This is a genomic window from Microbacterium sp. C7(2022), assembly GCF_028823665.1.
Classification (GTDB): Bacteria; Actinomycetota; Actinomycetes; order Actinomycetales; family Microbacteriaceae; genus Microbacterium.
In genome coordinates this window covers 1-4,700 of record NZ_JAPEHV010000014.1, presented here as the reverse complement: position 1 = coordinate 4,700, position 4,700 = coordinate 1, and the positions used below count along the sequence as shown (strand labels likewise).

General features: G+C 67.4%; 4 protein-coding genes. 3 read left to right on the top strand and 1 reads right to left on the bottom strand.

The window, feature by feature from the left end; genetic code table 11:
* Window positions 1–42: 42 nt before the first annotated feature.
* On the bottom strand, window positions 43–1,314 hold the full coding sequence (locus tag ON062_RS13630) for an ABC transporter substrate-binding protein (protein ID WP_274647686.1): 1,272 nt from the start codon (window positions 1,312–1,314) through the stop codon (window positions 43–45).
* 236 nt (window positions 1,315–1,550) lie between these two features.
* Between ON062_RS13630 and ON062_RS13625 the strand changes: the two genes are divergently transcribed.
* From ON062_RS13625 to ON062_RS13615, 3 genes are read left to right on the top strand one after another with little or no spacing between them, the layout of a single operon-like run.
* The gene (locus tag ON062_RS13625; RefSeq protein WP_274647685.1) at window positions 1,551–1,760 is read left to right on the top strand and encodes a heavy-metal-associated domain-containing protein; all 210 of its coding nucleotides are present in this window, start codon (window positions 1,551–1,553) and stop codon (window positions 1,758–1,760) included.
* A gap of 5 nt (window positions 1,761–1,765) precedes the next feature.
* Window positions 1,766–4,075, top strand: a complete 2,310-nt coding sequence (locus ON062_RS13620) for a cation-translocating P-type ATPase (protein WP_274647684.1) — start codon at window positions 1,766–1,768, stop codon at window positions 4,073–4,075.
* Window positions 4,072–4,377, top strand: coding sequence for a metal-sensitive transcriptional regulator (locus ON062_RS13615; RefSeq protein WP_274647683.1), 306 nt, complete (start codon window positions 4,072–4,074; stop codon window positions 4,375–4,377). Before ON062_RS13620 ends, ON062_RS13615 begins: the two co-directional genes overlap by 4 nt.
* Window positions 4,378–4,700 lie beyond the last annotated feature (323 nt).

The following is a 4,700-nucleotide window of genomic DNA, read 5'->3' as shown; positions in this document are numbered from 1 at the left end:
AACGGGTCCGAAGACCCGGGGCGCCTCACTTACGGGGTGTTATCAGCCCTCGTACGCCGCGTACGTGTTGTCGTCGCCGTACTGGTAGATGCCGATCGACGCCTCGGTCGGGTCGCCGACCTCGTCGAACGTGATCGGGCCAGAGACACCGTCGTAGTCGGCAACGCCGCCTGAGACGATGATGTCGGCGCACTCCGCGTAGGTGGTGCACTTCTCGCCGTCACCGGTACCACCCGAGACCTCGATGAGCTTCTCGGCGATGGCGTCGGCGTCGGTCGAACCGGCGGCCAGGCTTGCGAGAGCCAGCAGGATGGTCGCGTCGTACGACTCAGCTGCGTAGCTGTACTCGGTCAGCGGGGCACTGCCGGCCTCTTCGAGGTAGGCGTCCAGAGCGCTGGTGAAGTCGCCGAGGGTGTCGATCGACAGACCCGGCAGCGTGCCCTTGGCGCCCGTGAGCGAGCCCGCCTCGAAGTCCTCACCGAAGTTGGCGAGGTTTCCGTCGACGAAGTACAGGTTCTCGGCGGGGAACTGACCGAACAGACCCGGGAGCATGGTCTTGACCTCTTCGAACGTGATCAGGGCGATCGCGTCGGGGTCAGCGGCCAGAACTTCGTTGATCTGCGCGTCGAACGTGGTGTCACCCGTGTTGTAGGTGGGTGCAGCAACGACCTCGCCACCGGCTGCCTCGAAGGCCTCGGTGACGTACTTGGCAAGTCCCGTACCGTACGAGTCGTTCAGCACGATCATGCCGAGCGTCTGTGCGCCGTCCTCGGCGATGAGGTTACCGAGAACCTCACCCTGAAGCACGTCCGACGGAGCGGTGCGGAAGTACAGGCCGCCGTCGTCGTAGGTGGTGAATGCGTCCGAGGTGTTGGCAGGCGAGAACTGGATGACGCCCGCGCCGGTCACCTGGTCGATGAACTGCAGCGAGACACCCGAGGATGCCGCACCGAGGATCGCCGAGACGTTCTCGCCGAGCAGGCGGGGAATCTCGACCTCGTATGCCTTGTTGTCGAGGTCGCCCGAGTCACCGAAGACGACCTCGAGGTCAAGACCGGTGTCACCGGTCGCCTCGTTGATCTGGGCCTGCGCGTATGCGACGCCAGCTTCTTCGGGCGGGCCGAGGAAGGCGAGGTTTCCCGTCTGGGGAAGCGCGGTGCCGATCTTCAGGCTGAGCGACTCGGACGGCTCACTGCCGTTGTCCGAGGGCTCTTCGGTGCTGCTCGAGCAGCCCGCGAGGATGAGCGCGCTGACGCCGACTGCGGCGATGCCGCCGAAGACCTTGCCGGCACGCGAACGAGTGAAGACGCTCATGTTGCTCCTTGCTGTGTATGAACGCGGGCGCACTCGGGCGCACGCCCAGTGCCCACAAACTTAGTCCGGACCAGGCGTCACTTATGTTGCCGTTCGTTAACGATGTGTAACGCCTCGCAAATCGTTACCTCGTTGTGTTCCGGATGCCACATCTCGCCCGCGGGAATACCTAGCAGGGGTATATGGTTGGCGAGAGGAACACCCCCGAGGGGTATTTTTCGAGAAGGGACTCTCTGATGACGATCACGACGTACCAGGTCACCGGAATGAGCTGCGGCCATTGCGAAACGGCCGTGCGCTCCGAAGTGGCGAAGATCGATGGCGTCGAACGCATCGACGTGAGCGCCACCGATGGCGTGCTCACCATTGAATCCGCCACTCCCCTCGTCGACGCCGACGTGCTCGCCGCCGTGGACGAGGCCGGGTACGACGCCGTTCGCGCCTGATAACCATGTCCACACCCGCGGCGACCCCCGCACGCGTCGAACTCGACATCGTGGGCATGACCTGCGCGTCGTGCGCGACGCGCATCGAGAAGAAGCTGAACCGCCTCGACGGCGTCGAGGCGAGCGTCAACTTCGCGACCGAGAAGGCGGTTGTCACCTCGGCAGCCACGCTCGACCCGCAGCAGCTCATCGATGTCGTCGAACAGACGGGGTACTCCGCATCCGTGCCGGCGCCGGTCGCGGCATCCGACCCCGACACCGACTCCCCCGTAGACCCCGAGCTGACCTCGTTGCGCCAGCGACTGATCGGCTCGATCGTGCTCGCGGTACCGGTGATCATCCTCGCGATGGTGCCCGCGCTGCAGTTCACGTACTGGCAGTGGCTGTCGCTTGCGCTGGCCGCACCCGTGGTGACGTGGGGCGCGTGGCCGTTCCACCGCGCCGCGTGGATCAACCTGCGCCACGGCGCCGCGACGATGGACACGCTCGTTTCGATCGGCGTGAGCGCGGCGTTCTTGTGGTCGCTGTACGCCCTCTTCTTCGGGCACGCAGGCATGCCCGGCATGACCCACACGTTCGAGTGGACGATCCAGCCCTCCGACGGCGCGGGTGACATCTACCTCGAGGTCGCCGCCGGCGTGACGATGTTCATCCTCGCCGGCCGCTACTTCGAGGTGCGGTCGAAGCGCCGCGCTGGGGCAGCGCTCCGCGCCCTGCTCGAGATCGGGGCGAAGGATGCCGCGGTGCTGCGCCTTGATGGCTCCGGCACCGCACGTGAGGTACGCGTGCCGATCGGCGACCTGCGCGTCGGCGACGAGTTCGTCGTGCGCCCGGGCGAGAAGATCGCCACCGATGGGATCGTGACGTCAGGCACCAGCGCCGTGGACGCGTCGATGGTGACCGGCGAATCGCTGCCGGTGGACGTTCAGCCCGGCGATGCCGTCGTGGGAGCGACCGTCAACGCCGGCGGACGCCTCGTGGTTCGCGCAACGCGCGTGGGCGATGACACACAGCTCGCGCAGATGGCGCGATTGGTCGAAGAGGCGCAGTCGGGCAAGGCCGACGTGCAGCGCCTGGCCGACCGGATCTCGGGCGTCTTCGTCCCGATCGTCCTCGTGATCGCGCTCGGCACCCTCATCACGTGGCTGGTGCTCGGCTCCGCCCCGTCGATGGCCGTGACCGCCGCGGTCGCCGTACTGATCATCGCGTGCCCGTGCGCGCTCGGGCTCGCCACGCCCACCGCGCTGCTGGTCGGCACCGGTCGGGGTGCCCAGCTCGGCATCCTGATCAAGGGGCCCGAGATCCTTGAGTCCACGCGTCGCGTCGACACGATCGTGCTCGACAAGACCGGAACCGTCACGAGCGGCACGATGGCGCTCGTCGACGTCGTCCCGGTTGAGGGTGCGGGTGCCGAAGGCAACGCTGGCACCGCGCAGGTGGTGCGCCTCTCGGGCGCGCTCGAAGAGGCATCCGAGCACCCGATCGCCCAGGCCATCGCGCGCGGCGCGCGCGAGCGGGTCGGCGACCTCCCCGAGGTGTCGTCGTTCCAGAACGTTCCGGGCAAGGGCGTCTCGGGCATCGTCGACGGCCATGCCGCTATCGTCGGCACCGCCGGGCTTCTCGCCGACTGGTCGGTCGCGATTCCCGACGGGCTCGCCCGCGCGAAGCGCGACGCCGAATCGGCCGGGCAGACTGCCGTGCTCGTCGCGTGGGACGGCGCCGCCCGCGGACTCCTCACGGTCGCCGACCAGATCAAGCCGACCAGTAGCGAAGCCATCGCGCAGTTCGTGTCGCTCGGTCTCGAGCCGGTGCTCCTCACCGGTGACAACGCGACCGTCGCGCGCACCGTCGCCGACGAGGTCGGCATTCAGCGCGTCGAAGCCGAGGTCTTGCCGCAGGACAAGGTCGCCGTCATCCGCGCGCTGCAGGCCGACGGGCGCGTCGTCGCGATGGTCGGCGACGGCGTGAACGACGCAGCCGCGCTCGCGCAGGCAGACTTGGGCCTCGCAATGGGAACAGGGACGGATGCCGCGATCGAAGCATCCGACATCACTCTGGTCCGCGGTGATCTGCGCAGCGCCGCCGATGCGATCCGGCTCTCACGTGCGACGCTCGGCACCATCAAGGTGAACCTGTTCTGGGCGTTTGCGTACAACGTGGCTGCGATCCCGCTGGCCGCCCTCGGGCTGCTGAACCCCATGATCGCCGGCGCGGCGATGGCGCTGTCGAGCGTCTTCGTCGTCGGCAATTCGCTTCGGTTGCGGTCGTTCCGCAGCCGGGCCCTCTCGACCCCCGATGCAAGGAGCGCGTCATGACCGATCTCGATACCGCCCATGCCACTCACGGGTACATGAGCGACAAGACCAAGTACCTGAATCGCATGAAGCGGATCGAGGGGCAGGCGCGCGGCATCCACAAGATGGTCGACGACGAGAAGTACTGCATCGACATCCTGACGCAGATCAGCGCGCTCACCAGCGCGCTCGAAGCCGTCGCGCTCGGATTGCTCGACGACCACCTGCGTCATTGTGTGGTGGATGCCGCAAAGAACGGCGGGCCCGAGGCCGAAGCGAAGATCACCGAAGCCTCGCAGGCCATCGCGCGCCTCGTGCGCTGACCGTGCGGGGCGCGCCACGGGGGCGGGCACCACCCCGCCCCGGCGGGACCACCGGCCCCACACGGGACCACACCTTCGCCATTCATTGGTCGCAACACGCCGGTTCGACCGCCAAATCACCGCAACCTGCGCCATACGAAGCGCGCGAAGTAGGGCACGGGCCTGACCCCCCGCCATTCATTGGTCGCAACACGCCGGTCCGACCGCCAAATCACCGCAACCTGCGCCATACGAAGCGCGCGAAGTGGACCCCGCGCGCCCGCGCTCAGGGGTGAGTCCCATAGCGTGGTGTCAATTCCCGCGGGGGTCCTCGGCGTTGTAGA

What these genes read in the sequence shown, in the direction of transcription:
- ON062_RS13615 (WP_274647683.1), top strand. Translation starts at nt 4,072, where the DNA reads ATGACCGATCTCGATACCGCCCATGCCACTCACGGGTACATGAGCGAC.
- ON062_RS13625 (WP_274647685.1), top strand. Translation starts at nt 1,551, where the DNA reads ATGACGATCACGACGTACCAGGTCACCGGAATGAGCTGCGGCCATTGC.
- ON062_RS13620 (WP_274647684.1), top strand. Translation starts at nt 1,766, where the DNA reads ATGTCCACACCCGCGGCGACCCCCGCACGCGTCGAACTCGACATCGTG.
- ON062_RS13630 (WP_274647686.1), bottom strand. Translation starts at nt 1,314, where the DNA reads ATGAGCGTCTTCACTCGTTCGCGTGCCGGCAAGGTCTTCGGCGGCATC.